Here is a 12,936-nt window from a genome sequence, read left to right on the forward strand (position 1 = left end):
TACCCTACCATAATTTGGCTGGAAGTCGGTGATCTGGGGGGCGATCGCCTGTACGGTGTTTAAACGCAAAGGTCGCTAAGTACGCGCAAAGGTTCGCAAAGGTTTTCCCTCCCCTGACAAGGGGAGGGTTAGGGTGGGGTAAAACAATATTCTATACATTAATCATCAATATCAAATTGCTCGGGAAAATCGCTGTTCTTTGGTTTGATGATAATTGTCAAATATAACAGCAATATTTCTGACTAATAACCTACCAATATCTGTGACCTCTATGTCTTTGGTGGATATGTTCACCAGTCCATCAGCTTGCAGTTGTGCTAAAGCCTCTAGTTCATGGGTAAAATATTCATCGAAACTGATGTGATGTTTGTCTTCTATATCTTGCTTATGCAGATGAAAGTGAGACATAATACACATGATTACATCCCTTCTAATGATATCATCTTGAGTAAGTTTAACACCTTTACTTATAGGTAAAATATCCGAGGCGATCGCCTGATAATAATTCTTTAACTGCTTGTGGTTCTGTACATAAGCATCATGGAGCATACTAATAGATGTAGCACCAAAGCCTAATAGTTCGGTTCCTGCGTGGGTGGTGTATCCCTGAAAGTTCCGCTGGAGGGTACGATTTTGTTGGGCGATCGCTAGTTCATCATTTTGTTTAGCAAAATGATCCATACCAATAAAGAGATACTTACTATTTGTCAGTTCCTCAATGGTCATTTTGAGGATTTCTAACTTTTCCTGGGGTTGCGGTAATGCGACTTGGGGAATATTTTTTTGTGCTGGTTTCATCCATGGTACATAGGCGAAATTAAACACAACAATGCGGTTAGGATCTAATGCAATGGTTTTGCTGACTGTTTCCCGAAAGGTCTGGAGAGTTTGATGGGGTAAACCATAAATTAGGTCTACATTCACACTATCAAACTTGGCTGTTTTAATCCAATCCATGACATCAAACAGTAATGCTTCTGGTTGGAGACGATTCACAGCAATTTGTACTTGGGGGTTAAAGTCTTGAATACCAAAACTAATCCGGTTAAACCCCACCTCACGCAAAAAGAAAATATAGTCTTTATCGAGATAACTGGGATTAATTTCAATGGAAATTTCAGCTTGGGAATCAATATTAAAGTTATCTGTAATTTGTTTCCACAAAAATTTGACCTGTTCCTGATTTAAATAGTTGGGTGTACCACCACCCCAATGAATTTGCAGGACTTTTCTGTCTTGATCAATTAAGCGTGCCATGTTCTTGATTTCTCGCGCCAAATGTTCTATATAAGGTTTGGCAATATTCTTGTTTTGAGAAATTACTGTATTACAGCCACAAAAGTAACAAGCAGTCTGACAAAAGGGGATATGGAAGTATAAAGACAGGGGAGATTTTCGGTAGTTGGATGCGGTGATGGCGGTGCGAAAATCACCTGCAATAAATTCTGTATTTAACTCCGTAGCAGGTGGATAACTTGTATATCGGGGTGCAGGAGTATCATACTTTTGGATCATATTTAGATCAAATTTAACACCAGGCAAGACAAAAACCATCAAAACCTCCAAAAAACTGTAACCATCCCGCCTCATGTAGCGCGGCGGAAATCAAACTACTAATAAATTTCTCTGCTTTCGCTGTTATCTAGTCTAAAGAGTTTCCCCAATGCGTGATGTGTTGACTCCCACCAAATAGGCTAAACTGTAGAAATTAGCTGCGATTATCATTGGTGGTAGGCATCGCATTATTGTTCTCTCATAAAATAATTTAACTATTAATATTTGTATAGCTATAAACTTATTAATATTTCTTTAGATTTGGCTGGCTTTTACTGTACACATTTAGCATCTGACTACAGAGAAAGTTTGTTAATAAATAGTCTCTCGGTTCCCTGGATTACTGGATAAAATCAGAATTAGCAATTGGTAGTTAAGGTTATTTATCTAAAATTACTTTTCAATAATTTAACTGATGTGTCATTTTGATAATTTATGCTTATATAAATATGAAAAGATCAAACATGAAAGCAGTCTCATGGTTAAGTCTATTGAAACTCCCAACCCCAATTACACGAAACCAGGGATTAAAGCACCTGTTCAGGAAACTTTGTTAACGCCTCGCTTTTATACCACTGACTTTGAAGCGGTGGCTAATTTAGATATTTCCGCGCATGAGACTGAGTTGGAGGCCATTGTCGCCGAGTTGCGCGCTGACTATAACCGCCATCACTTTGTGCGCGATGAAGAGTTTCAGCAATCTTGGGAACACGTTGATGGAGAAAAACGCCGCGCTTTTATTGACTTTTTAGAGCGTTCATGTACTTCAGAGTTTTCGGGGTTTTTGCTGTTTAAAGAATTATCCCGCAGACTCAAAGCTAAAAATCCCCTCTTGGCTGATGCTTTTAATTATATGGCACGGGATGAAGCACGCCATGCGGGATTTCTCAATAAATCTATGGCAGATTTTAATCTGTCTCTAGACTTAAGTTATCTGACTAAACACCGTACATATACTTTTTTCCCTCCAGAATGGGTAATTTATACAGTCTACCTCTCGGAGAAAATTGGTTACTGGCGTTACATCTTAATCCACCGTCATATACAGGCAAATCCTGAATATCAATTTTATCCTCTATTCCGCAAGTTTGAAAGTTGGTGTCAGGATGAAAACCGTCATGGGGATTTCTTTAAAGCACTGTTGCGATCGCAACCAAAATTATGGAACAATTGGAAAGCACGATTGTGGGTGCGGTTCTTTTTGTTGACTGTATTTCTCACCCATACCATTACAGTATTTGAACGGGCCACATTTTATGAAGCCATTGGTATACACCCGCGCAAATACAATAATACAGTCATCCAGGAGACTAATAACACCTCAGCCAGGGCTTTTCCTATAATTTTAGATACTAATCACCCCGAATTTTTCTGGCGATTAGAACAGTGTTTCATCAACACCCAGAGACTGACGGAAATTAAGGAAAGTAATCGCCCTGGAATTATCAAGTTCTGGCAAAAAATCCCCCCCACTTTGGCGATTATTTCCCATATGTTGCGTCTTTACTTCATCAAACCCATTGATACTGAATCAACACGCGCCACAGTTAGTTAAATTTATTCATGGTAGGTAAAACCCCATCTTTTTGAGGTGGGGTATGTCGGCATTTTCGTTATAATTTCCTCTAGTCATTGATAATTTATTCTAGGGAAGATGGCAACAGAATTTACTAAGTATCATGGTTTGGGGAATGATTTTATTTTAATAGATAATCGCTTGTCATCTTTACCATTGTTGACTCCTGAACAAGCAGTTAAGTTATGCGATCGCCATTTTGGCATTGGTGCTGATGGTGTAATTTTTGCCTTACCAGGAGAAAGCGGTACTGATTATACTATGCGGATTTTTAATTCTGATGGTTCAGAACCGGAAATGTGTGGTAATGGTATTCGTTGTTTAGGCAGATTTTTAGCTGACTTAGAAGGGGAATCTAGAACCAAAGATTCATATCATATTCATACCCTAGCAGGTGTAATTACACCCCAACTCATGACTGATGGTCAAGTCAAGGTAGATATGGGTTTACCCCGGTTGCTAGCTGGGGAAATTCCCACAACCCTAGGGACTGCTCAGACAAAAGTGATTAATCAACCCTTAGAAGTAGCAGGTAAAACCTGGGAAGTTACCTGTGTAAGTATGGGGAATCCCCACTGTATCACCTTTGTGGAAGATGTCGCCGCCATTGACCTAGAAATTATTGGCCCTCAATTTGAACATCATCCAGCCTTTCCCCAACGGACAAACACGGAATTTATTCAAGTAGTCAGTCGCGACTATTTAAAAATGCGGGTGTGGGAAAGAGGAGCAGGTATTACATTAGCTTGTGGGACTGGTGCTTGTGCTTCCCTAGTAGCAGGGGTGTTAACCGGAAAATGCGATCGCACCGCCACCGTAGAATTACCTGGTGGACCCTTGCAAATTGAATGGTCAGAAACCAACCAACGAATTTACATGACAGGACCTGCTCAACGAGTCTTTACCGGTCAAATTTGAACTTTATTCCCCGATAAATTCTGACCACACCGGAGGTTATCCCCCTCCGGTTTTGCTTTTTGTGACCTTGATTAAACAACCTTGCTACCCATAAACACAAAAAATATGTCTTAGGATAGATGCAATAAATTTTATACAATGTTACAGATATTATTGCTACTTAAGTATATTTAAGAACTCAAAGCGCTATCTACATATAAACAACCGTGATCAAAAACAAGACATTTAAACCTAGTTTTTGACTAATTAACCAATAACACAGTAACATTTATTACTTATATCAATCCATTAGCATGACCCCAACCTCTAGACCCTATATTATTCTTACCAATCAGGGTCAAACACTCCCCAAATTTGAACTTACCCAAAGCCAACATATCATAGGCAGAGATCCCCAACTAGCAGACCTATTAGTACCCGCAGACTGGAAAGTAATTAGTCGCTGTCAAGCTACTTTAGTGGAAGTTGACGGAAATTACTACATTTATGATGGCGATCGCCTTCAACCAAGTAGTAATAAACTCTTTATAAAGAATCATTTAATTAGTCATAATTTAGGATATTCCCTACAAAACGGAGATATTATTAAAATAGGTCAAAATTTTAACATTTTAGTAACATTAGAATTTCATCACCCTAGCAGTAGTTCTCATCAGCAGAAAAGTTCATTTTTCTCATCCATCTCTCTCAAGGAAAAGTCAACCGTTGTGGGTAGAGACCCCGCAGCCAACCTACAAATTATCGCCCCCACCATTTCCCGTAGACACGCGGTGATTGAATATATCAGATCAGGGGAATATATCTTGTATGATTGCAGTACTAATGGCGTTTTTGTCAATGGTACAAAAGTCAATGGTAAAACTCATCTCACCTCTGGCGCAGTTATTAAAATTGTTCCTTATACTTTGGTCTTACAAGGGGATGAATTAGTCATCTCTGACACTGGTAATTATATTCGCATTGACGCTAAGAACATTTTTAGAGTTGTTAAAAATAAAAACTCGCAAAAAGTTTTACTCAATAAGATTTCTTTAGCCATAGAGCCAGGCCAACTAGTTGCTTTAGTTGGGGGAAGTGGAACCGGTAAATCTACTTTAATGAAAACCTTACTGGGGATTCAACCTACAAACCAAGGCACAGTTTACATCAATGGAGAAAACCTCAGACAGAGCTTTAATATTTATCGCAATCAAATCGGTTATGTGCCTCAATCAGATATTATTCACAAGGAATTAACAGTTACAGAAGCCTTAAGATATGCAGCTAAACTCAGACTTCCCCCCGATACCGATCTAAATTCGATTATTCAAAAAACTCTCACTCAAATTGAAATGTTAGGCTGTCGGGATGTGTTAGTTAAAAACCTCAGCGGTGGACAATTAAAGCGAGTTTCCATCGGAGTAGAGTTATTAGTCGATCCCAAACTATTTTTTCTAGATGAACCCACATCAGGGTTAGACCCCGGTTTAGATAAAAAAATGATGCAACTGCTCAGAAAGTTAGCTAATCAAGGCAGAACCATCATTTTAGTTACCCATGCTACAAGTAATATTGATCTGTGTGACCGCATTGTATTTCTCGGTCAAGGTGGTAACCTCTGCTACTTTGGCTCATTTGAGGATGCCTGTGTATTTTTTGACTTAAATAACAAAGATTTCGCAGATATTTATATTCAGTTGGATAATCAAGAAGTTGTCATGAGAACTGCGGAACTATTTAAGCAGTCACGGTATCAAACCCAATATATTGACCAACGCTTGGGTATGAGCAATTCCCACATCATCACAACCAAACCCCGCCAAGTTCAGGCCTCTTTAGTAGATCAAACCTGGATATTAGCCCAGAGATACCTACAGTTAGTGATTCGAGACCGAGTGAACTTAATTATCTCCCTAGTCACTGCACCCCTTGGTATTTTACTGATTAATTTAGCCATAGCAGATCAAGAACCCTTTATTCTCGCTAGTGAAGCTAACCCTAAACTAGCTCCCCTAGCTCAAACTGTAGTCTTGGTCTTTACTTGTGCTGCTATTTGGATAGGTTTAGGTACTTCTTTACAAGAAATTGTTAAAGAAAATGATATTTATTTAAGAGAGAGACTAGTTAATTTAAGCGCTTTTAGCTATTTAACCTCAAAAGTAGTAGTTCTTGCCGCAATAACCTGTTTACAAACCATAATCATGGTCATTGCTATTCTCATCAGTTTTGCTGCGCCAGATTCTCTAACAGTTCCCTGGTTTTATGGCGTTTCCATTACCAGCTTTTTGACATTATTCTCCTGTTTCTGTCTAGGGCTAATGGTTTCCGCCGCTGTTAAAAACAGCACTCAGGCTAACAGTGCCCTAGTAGTATTACTACTACCGCAAATCATTTTCTCTGGAGTCCTCTTTAAAACTGAAGCAATCAGTAAATACCTCGCCTGGTTAATGGTTAGTCGGTGGTCTGTGGGAGCTTATGGGTCTTTAGTGAATATTAATGCTTTAGTCCCAGAGCCTATTTTACTTCCTGATGGTACTAGCATCCCAGCACCATTTGCTATCACCGATGTCTATGAACCTAGTTGGGATAATATCAGTCTCAACTGGAAATTATTACTTGTGCATAGCTTAGTTTATCTGATAGTTACCTTGATCATTCAAAAAAAGAAGGACATCCTCTAATTAGACTTGAAAAATTACCCAATAACTACCAATGTTTTTTGATCATGCCAAATCATAAATATTTCGCAATAATCATCTTAATTAGCACAATTTTAGGGATAATCACCTCGTACTTTTTGTTGGATTATCAAAATAACAGACGAAATATATCAAATTCTGCTTTCAAACAGCATCCAGAACAGACCGAAGTTTCTACTTTAAGCCCATCTAAGCCTGATTCCACAGTTACTAAAAATTCGCAACCCCATGGTAATTCCTCACCTGAAGTGAGTTATGATAATTTAATTCTTCTCAAAGCTAAAGAAAATTTATATAAAGCTATTGAGGAGCTAAATACTATTAATAAAAATGTAGATCCACAGGAAGGTTTAAAAATTCTTAGCCAGGTGATTAATAATTTAGAACTATCTCAAAAAGTAATGAAATCAATACCTTCAAATACCACTATTTATAATGATGCTAATCAACAGCTATTAGTTTTACAAGAATATCAATTAGCAGCTAAAGCTTGGGAAAATTATTTTCAAACAACCATTCAAGATCAAAAAAAACCACATAAACCACTTATTGACCTATCTCTTAACAATAAGTCTACTTTTTTAGCAGCCATGAAAAGCCAATCTGTAGCCTTAACCTTCGATGATCGTTCCAACAAAGGAATACACACCCAAAATACTAGCTATACTCAAAAAAAATCAAGTGAAAGCTACATTTTTTGTGGTTGGTAAACAAATTGCAGAAAATTGTGAGATTCTTAAAAATATTTATCAGGATGGACATGAAATTGCCAATCACAGCTATAGTCACCCTATATTTACTCAGATTTCCCCTGCTCAACAACATCAGGAGATTATTAGTAATGAACACAGTATTAACCAATGTCTGGGGATGGATTATCCCACTCAATGGTTTCGGGCTCCCTATGGACGTCAAAATACACAGGTATTAGACATTGTTCATCAACTGGGACTAAATAGTATTCAATGGATAGTTGACACTAATGATTGGAGAAAAAGCAGTTCAGTTGCTTCTATTATTCGTGCTGTCACCAATGTGATTAACCCTGGTGTGATTTTGATGCACGATGGCTTTCTCACTAATCCCACCTTGATCCATCCCGATGAAAGCCCCCATCGTCAAAACACTGTTAACGCCATACAACCTATCATTAGCAAATTAAAAAGCCGAGGTTTCCATTTTGTTATTCTCAGTGAAGCTTTAAAATAAAAATCACAACCAAGATTATGTAAGTAACAAATTTAGTTGGCATTAAACAAAGCTCAGTTCCCACAATCAAATAGAAGTTATATATGCAGAACTTACTCCTTAATCGTTATGAAATCGTTAGTCCACTGGGTTCCGGTGGATTTGGTGAAACCTTCCTAGCTCGGGATACTCAAATTCCCTCCCAACGTTTGGTGGTGTTGAAGCGCCTTAAACCTGCTACCCAGAGTCATCATACCTCCACAGAAATGATTGAAAAACTCTTCGGTAAAGAAGCAGAAGTGCTAGAAGAACTCGGAAGCCATTGTTCTCAAATTCCTACTTTACTCAGCTACTTTGCGGATCAGGGTCAATTTTATTTAGTTCAAGAATATATTGAAGGTAAAAACCTGGCTCAAGTGGGAATCATTAGCTCAGAGCAAGCAGTCGCTATCCTCACCTCTTTACTTAATACCCTGAAATATATTCACAGCAAAAATATTATTCATCGAGATATTAAACCAGAAAATATTATCCTACGAGACAGCGATCGCTTACCCGTATTAATTGACTTTGGCGCAGTCAAAGAAACTATGGGAGCAGTCACCCTCGGGTCAGGTTCCACCATCAGTTCAGTCATAGTAGGAACTAGAGGCTTTATGGCTCCCGAACAGAGCGCCGGGCGAACAGTATTTAGTACAGACCTCTATGCTCTGGGACTAACAATGATTTATACCCTCACCGGAAAATTACCAATTGAGTTTGACACCAGTCAACTTACAGGGGAACTGGATTGGCATAGTCATGTACCCAATCTTGAACCTAAATTGGCCAAGGTGTTAGATAAATCTATCAAGCTAGATTTATCTAGTCGGTATCGAACAGCAGCAGAGATGTATCAAGACTTACATTTATTAGAACATAATACATCAATATTACCACCCAGCCATTTAAACACAGTCATCATATCACCAAAATCCGATACCCTTCCACAAACCCTGATCAATACAGAAGTAGAGAGTAAGCAAATACCGACTGAAAAAACAGCTAAGTTTTCCAATTTGAAGTTAAGAATGATCATCATAACTGTTGTGTTAACTGCTTTAGGATTAGGTGGCGGATTTTTTGTGACACGAGAAATTCTAGAAGCCCAACAAAATGCAGCTCAAGCCCAGCAGGAAAAACAAGAAGCAGAACAAAAACGCCTAGAAGCAGAACAAAGAGCCGCTCAAGCAGAGAGAGAAAAGCAAGAAGCAGAACAAAAACGCCTAGAAGCTGAGAAACAACAAGCTCAAGAACAGCGACAACGTTTAGCCGCAGAAGCTCGACAAGCTAGGGAAGAACGCCAACGTTTAGCCGCAGAAAGAAAACGGTTAGAATCTTTAGCCTCCACCTATGTCGCAAGTGTCAATACTGCAACTTCCAACACTACCATTAGGAATTCTAATTCTTCCCTAACACGGCGCTCAACTTGTGGTCATCCCTATGTTTCTGGCGCTGATTGGTGGGCTGTCAAAGGTCCTTCCAGTGCTTGAGTACAGTCAAAAATAATTATTGTGGTGATGCGTTGATTGTCGGTAAAGAAACCCAAGCTGCCAGTTTTACCTCAGAAATGGACGCTAGGAGTTTCGCCAATAGCTTAAGTAATGAATCTGGCTATCAATTTTGGGTAACAAAAAGTCGTTAGTTTTTTCACATAGTCCCCGGTTATCAACCGGGGACACCACCCATAACTACACATTAAAGCGGAATAGCATTACATCCCCTTCTTGCACAATATATTCTTTACCTTCACTGCGCACCAAACCCTTTTCCTTCGCAGCATTCATAGAACCATGTGTAACTAAATCCTGATAAGCCACAGTTTCAGCGCGAATAAAACCCCGTTCAAAATCTGAGTGAATCACCCCAGCTGCTTGGGGTGCAGACATTCCCGCGTTAATTGTCCAAGCGCGGGTTTCCTTGGGACCCGAAGTAAAATAAGTCCGTAAACCCAAAAGAGTGTAAGTAGCACGAATCAAAGATTTTAACCCGCCTTCTTCCACACCTAAAGAGGCCAAAAAATCCGCCTTATCCTCTTCCGGTAATTCCACTAATTCCGCCTCTACTTGTGCGGAAACAATCACAACTTGAGCATTTTCACCAGCTGCAACTTGTCGAACCTGTTCCACAAATTCATTACCCGTGGCTAACTCATCCTCAGACACATTCGCCGCGTAAATAATTGGCTTGTTAGTCAGTAATTCTAATCCCTTAATTATCTCCTCTTCCTCTGCAGATAAACTGACCTGACGGACAGATTTACCCTCGTTTAAAGCAGCAGCTAATTTTTCTAAAACTGTGATTTCAACCTGTGCATCTTTGCTCGTACGTGCTAGTTTGCGCGTGCGCTCAATTCGCCGTTCAATTTGTGCTAAATCTGATAAACCCAGTTCTAAATTAATGATTTCCATATCTCGCACTGGGTCAATAGAACCGGCTACATGGATAATATCATCATTTTCAAAACACCGCACCACATGGACGATAGCATCAACTTGACGGATATGGGACAAAAATTGATTACCCAGCCCCTCTCCTTGACTTGCCCCTTTAACCAAGCCGGCGATATCGACAAACTCCACCCGCGCTGGTATAATCTGAACAGAACTAGCAATTTTAGCCAGAACATCTAACCGCTCATCCGGGACTGAGACAACACCGACATTCGGTTCAATCGTGCAAAAAGGGAAGTTAGCTGCTTCTGCTTTGGCGTTAGCAACCACAGCATTAAATAACGTAGATTTTCCGACGTTGGGAAGTCCGACAATTCCGGTTCTTAGCATTTTGGATTTAAGATTTTGTGAACTACAAAGTTAATTTAAACAGGTTCTGGGATGGTTTGGGGGATTGCACCGGGAACAGTTTGTGTACTGGTACTGGTTCTAAGACCCAAATAGCAGTGGAATAAATCAGCTTAGGTGTAATTCCATTATTCGACCTTCCCAGGCTAAATGACAACCCAGAAAACCGACATCTCCCAAAATGGCTATACTTTGTCATAGTAATTTCCACCTCATTAAGTGACCGTCAGAATCATCCCACCACAGATGATTATTTCCTGTGGCGTTGAATATTTCATTGCATTAATTTATTGATTAATTCATCTAATTTTAAAAGCTGCTCGGTAATCTGCTCTACCATGCTTAATTCATTTGCGGGGTCTGGTGGTTGAATAGTTATGTATGATGTAGCAGAGGTATGCGCTACAATACCTCGTTCTCTACCAAATGTATTCATGTTAGCCAGCCAAGCAGTATCTAAGTCATCACTATCTATCCCTATGGGTAAGAGTAATGCTAAAATGTTAGCCTCTTTGACTCCATGATTATTATCAATAACCTTCTTAAAAGCCTTGATAGCCAAATCTATTTTCTTACTTATCTTAATTTTATCTAATGGAACTGTTTTATTCCCTTGTTTTGGTGTAAGTGTGTCTGGTGGTATCTCCATATTTTGACCTGAGAAGGCAATTAGACTGATCAAGGTCAAACAGGTTTTACCTCCGTTATCCCACATCTGTTTGGCATTTAGAGTAACTTCCCAAACTCTATCTTCAAGATAAGACTCAATTTCAGCATGGGCTAAAACTCTGTATGCAAGAGTTCTAGATAACTGCATTTCTGAATATGATCCTATGGGGCTAATCTTGGGGATAAAATGCCTTTTTAACCTCTTTAATTCTTTAATTAAACAACGGAACCTCGCGGATTTTGGCATATTTACAATCAAATCTACCTCAAACGGTTGAAGAAAATTCGATTGTTAGTAAATTCAGGTAGATTAAACTCTACATCTAAAACTTCTAATAATGTTTCACCCCATAACCTCAGACGATTGTAAGTTTCTCGCATATTCTTGGTGGTTCCCTCAACACCTGCCCTAAAGTCAGGAGATGATGAACATAATCTTTTAAATCCCTCCTCAACTTTTTCTTTATTTTTTTCAGCATTATCTCTTATTATTTCATCGGAAAAATAAAAAACCATCACATCTAAAATGTCTTTATTAAAACGTTTTCTATATGTCTTATCACTTTCTAACCACATTCGACAAAAGTTTTTTTCCTCAAATATATTAATAGTTGTATACACCGCTTGTTCAAATTGATTAACTACATATTGAATATCATAATGTCTTTGTTCCCAATCTTGGTTAAATCTCTGACAAGTTTCATCTAAAAATGCTTTCAAATTCCCGCGATATTCTGATAGAAAATAATGGAAACCCACATAACGTAAGAGTAACTCGACATCACGCATCCGAAAATCAGGGTTGGGTGATTTAAATATTTTTTTCAGAACCTGACTTTTAATTGACTGGTCATCGAGAAAATTGATAAACTCCCCAGGATGTAATGCTTGTCTGAGTTCTTGTGCTGATAAAGGAGTGCTTTGTACATTCAGTCTGCGAAAAATTTTATACAAAAAAGTTTCGCTCTCCACATTCCGCAGTACTATGGTACGAATAGTTTGGTTATCAAGCTCATCAAGCTCTTTGTTGAAAAAAAGATGATTTTTTAAATCTTCATACGTACTACCATTCATATCAGTTCTGAACTCTAAATTTTTTAACGCAAAAGCATTATTGGGTGTTTCACTGCTACCATAAAATTGCAGAATTGTTAGTAATCTTTGCTTACCATCAAGAACTATGAATTTACCCCGCTCTTTCTGGGCTGCTAATACTATTTGTGGTATAGGCAATCCCAAAATTAGTGATTCGATGAATCGGCTCTTACGAGTAATATCCCAAGCATCTCTTCTTTGGAATCTGGGGTTTAGCTGGATGTTTTCACGCACTATTTGATCAAATATTGTCGCCGTTGTCCAGTCAGTACGAGCTACAACAATTTTTTGGATTTCTTCTAATTTGGATTTATGATTGATACCCGATTCAGATTCAATTTCTTGATCTTCATCTTCTTCATAAAAATTTACTTCTTCTTCTGGCATAACTGTAATCTATATAGAAACTTAAATGAGC

At 38.7% G+C, this 12,936-nt stretch carries 11 protein-coding genes; 7 read left to right on the plus strand and 4 right to left on the minus strand.

The genetic code is table 11. The features are described from left to right. Nucleotides 1-171 precede the first annotated feature (171 nt). The gene (gene hemN / locus AC6IZ0_RS04620; RefSeq protein ID WP_497725247.1) at nucleotides 172-1,554 is read right to left on the minus strand and encodes an oxygen-independent coproporphyrinogen III oxidase; all 1,383 of its coding nucleotides are present in this window, start codon (nucleotides 1,552-1,554) and stop codon (nucleotides 172-174) included. 478 nt (nucleotides 1,555-2,032) lie between these two features. Here hemN and acsF point away from each other — a divergent pair, with 478 nt between their 5' ends. The 7 genes from acsF to AC6IZ0_RS04655 all read left to right on the plus strand — a co-directional run bounded on the left by acsF (nucleotide 2,033) and on the right by AC6IZ0_RS04655 (nucleotide 9,598). Beyond that, nucleotides 2,033-3,109 carry a magnesium-protoporphyrin IX monomethyl ester (oxidative) cyclase gene (acsF, locus tag AC6IZ0_RS04625; protein ID WP_497725248.1) on the plus strand — a complete coding sequence of 359 codons (1,077 nt, stop codon included), beginning with the start codon at nucleotides 2,033-2,035 and terminating at the stop codon, nucleotides 3,107-3,109. A gap of 99 nt (nucleotides 3,110-3,208) precedes the next feature. Continuing rightward, nucleotides 3,209-4,048: a diaminopimelate epimerase gene (dapF, locus tag AC6IZ0_RS04630; RefSeq protein WP_271731513.1), complete on the plus strand. Its 840-nt coding sequence runs from the start codon at nucleotides 3,209-3,211 to the stop codon at nucleotides 4,046-4,048. A gap of 293 nt (nucleotides 4,049-4,341) precedes the next feature. Further along, complete coding sequence (locus tag AC6IZ0_RS04635; protein WP_497725249.1) at nucleotides 4,342-6,708, plus strand: ATP-binding cassette domain-containing protein; 2,367 nt, start codon at nucleotides 4,342-4,344, stop codon at nucleotides 6,706-6,708. A 119-nt stretch (nucleotides 6,709-6,827) separates the two neighbouring features. Further along, nucleotides 6,828-7,436, plus strand: a complete 609-nt coding sequence (locus AC6IZ0_RS04640) for a hypothetical protein (protein ID WP_497725250.1) — start codon at nucleotides 6,828-6,830, stop codon at nucleotides 7,434-7,436. After that, entirely contained in the window at nucleotides 7,408-7,935 is a 528-nt protein-coding gene (locus AC6IZ0_RS04645; protein WP_497725251.1) for a polysaccharide deacetylase family protein, read from the plus strand. The genes AC6IZ0_RS04640 and AC6IZ0_RS04645 overlap by 29 nt, the downstream gene beginning before the upstream one ends. Before the next feature lie 83 nt (nucleotides 7,936-8,018). Continuing rightward, entirely contained in the window at nucleotides 8,019-9,446 is a 1,428-nt protein-coding gene (locus AC6IZ0_RS04650; protein ID WP_497725252.1) for a protein kinase domain-containing protein, read from the plus strand. Next, a complete protein-coding gene (locus tag AC6IZ0_RS04655; protein ID WP_497725253.1) occupies nucleotides 9,443-9,598 on the plus strand; it encodes a hypothetical protein in 156 nt (51 codons plus the stop codon). The genes AC6IZ0_RS04650 and AC6IZ0_RS04655 overlap by 4 nt, the downstream gene beginning before the upstream one ends. A 46-nt stretch (nucleotides 9,599-9,644) precedes the next feature. Here AC6IZ0_RS04655 and ychF read toward each other — a convergent pair whose 3' ends face one another. The 3 genes from ychF to AC6IZ0_RS04670 all read right to left on the minus strand — a co-directional run bounded on the left by ychF (nucleotide 9,645) and on the right by AC6IZ0_RS04670 (nucleotide 12,905). Then, entirely contained in the window at nucleotides 9,645-10,736 is a 1,092-nt protein-coding gene (ychF, locus tag AC6IZ0_RS04660) for a redox-regulated ATPase YchF (RefSeq protein ID WP_497725254.1), read from the minus strand. 292 nt (nucleotides 10,737-11,028) lie between these two features. Next, complete coding sequence (locus AC6IZ0_RS04665) at nucleotides 11,029-11,571, minus strand: HEPN domain-containing protein (protein WP_497725255.1); 543 nt, start codon at nucleotides 11,569-11,571, stop codon at nucleotides 11,029-11,031. A 113-nt stretch (nucleotides 11,572-11,684) separates the two neighbouring features. Beyond that, nucleotides 11,685-12,905, minus strand: a complete 1,221-nt coding sequence (locus tag AC6IZ0_RS04670; RefSeq protein WP_497725256.1) for a GmrSD restriction endonuclease domain-containing protein — start codon at nucleotides 12,903-12,905, stop codon at nucleotides 11,685-11,687. Nucleotides 12,906-12,936 lie beyond the last annotated feature (31 nt).

This window comes from Anabaenopsis sp. NIES-4685, assembly GCF_059725405.1.

Coding starts and splice junctions, on each gene's coding strand:
- hemN (WP_497725247.1), bottom strand. CDS start 1,554: ATGGTTTTTGTCTTGCCTGGTGTTAAATTTGATCTAAATATGATCCAA.
- acsF (WP_497725248.1), top strand. CDS start 2,033: ATGGTTAAGTCTATTGAAACTCCCAACCCCAATTACACGAAACCAGGG.
- dapF (WP_271731513.1), top strand. CDS start 3,209: ATGGCAACAGAATTTACTAAGTATCATGGTTTGGGGAATGATTTTATT.
- AC6IZ0_RS04635 (WP_497725249.1), top strand. CDS start 4,342: ATGACCCCAACCTCTAGACCCTATATTATTCTTACCAATCAGGGTCAA.
- AC6IZ0_RS04650 (WP_497725252.1), top strand. CDS start 8,019: ATGCAGAACTTACTCCTTAATCGTTATGAAATCGTTAGTCCACTGGGT.
- ychF (WP_497725254.1), bottom strand. CDS start 10,736: ATGCTAAGAACCGGAATTGTCGGACTTCCCAACGTCGGAAAATCTACG.
- AC6IZ0_RS04665 (WP_497725255.1), bottom strand. CDS start 11,571: ATGCAGTTATCTAGAACTCTTGCATACAGAGTTTTAGCCCATGCTGAA.
- AC6IZ0_RS04670 (WP_497725256.1), bottom strand. CDS start 12,905: ATGCCAGAAGAAGAAGTAAATTTTTATGAAGAAGATGAAGATCAAGAA.